The sequence below is a fragment of the Aminobacter sp. P4_D5 genome (genome assembly GCF_056401815.1).
In genome coordinates this window covers 1-592 of record NZ_JBFUIP010001054.1, presented here as the reverse complement: position 1 = coordinate 592, position 592 = coordinate 1, and the positions used below count along the sequence as shown (strand labels likewise).

The 592-nt window shown below is 71.6% G+C and carries 1 protein-coding gene and 1 pseudogene; both read right to left on the bottom strand.

Annotated features, from left to right (window positions below; all coding sequences use genetic code 11):
* Positions 1-204 (bottom strand): annotated as a pseudogene (locus AC1DWF_RS36630) (hypothetical protein); the annotation flags it as partial.
* A 69-nt stretch (positions 205-273) separates the two neighbouring features.
* On the bottom strand, positions 274-592 hold a 319-nt coding region (locus AC1DWF_RS36625; RefSeq protein WP_476843338.1), incomplete at its 5' end, for a hypothetical protein.

Sequence of the window (592 nt, the reverse complement as noted above, 5' to 3'; positions counted from 1 at the left end):
CGTGACCGAGGTGAAGCCCAGGCTCTCGACCCAGGGCTTGATGGCCTGCTCCAGATACTGCGTCAGATAGGGCTCGTAGCCCGGCTCCTGCGCGGTCGAGGGGATGGCGACGAAATCCGAGAGCCGCGCCTTCAGCTTCCCCTCGTCGAACATCGCGGCGGCGCGCGCGAGGGCATCGGCCCGGGAACCAGTCTCAATCGTCATCTCGATACTTGCCTTTTTCGGACCGCGCGGGGTCGCAAAGTGCCGCGCTCAGCGGCTTTCGTCCATGGCTCAGGGCGCGTGTTCCGCACGCCAGCGCAACCACTGCGCGACCTCCACCAGCCGGCGCGGGGACATGCTCGGACCCGTGAGGCGCAGGGCGACTTCGGGCGCCCCCTCCTGCACCGGGAGCGTGGCCCGGAGGTCGAGCACGTCGCGCGGCAGGTCGACCTGGCCGGAGAGGCCCAGCACGAGCCCCCCATCACCGCTCAGCGCGGCCTCATCGAAGGTGACGGTGCCGGTGGCCAGGGACAGGCTCGCGGCGCCGCGCTCGATGGGAGTGGCGCCACCGCCCAGCGCCGCCCGCAGTGCCGCCTCCGCCGCGCGGAGA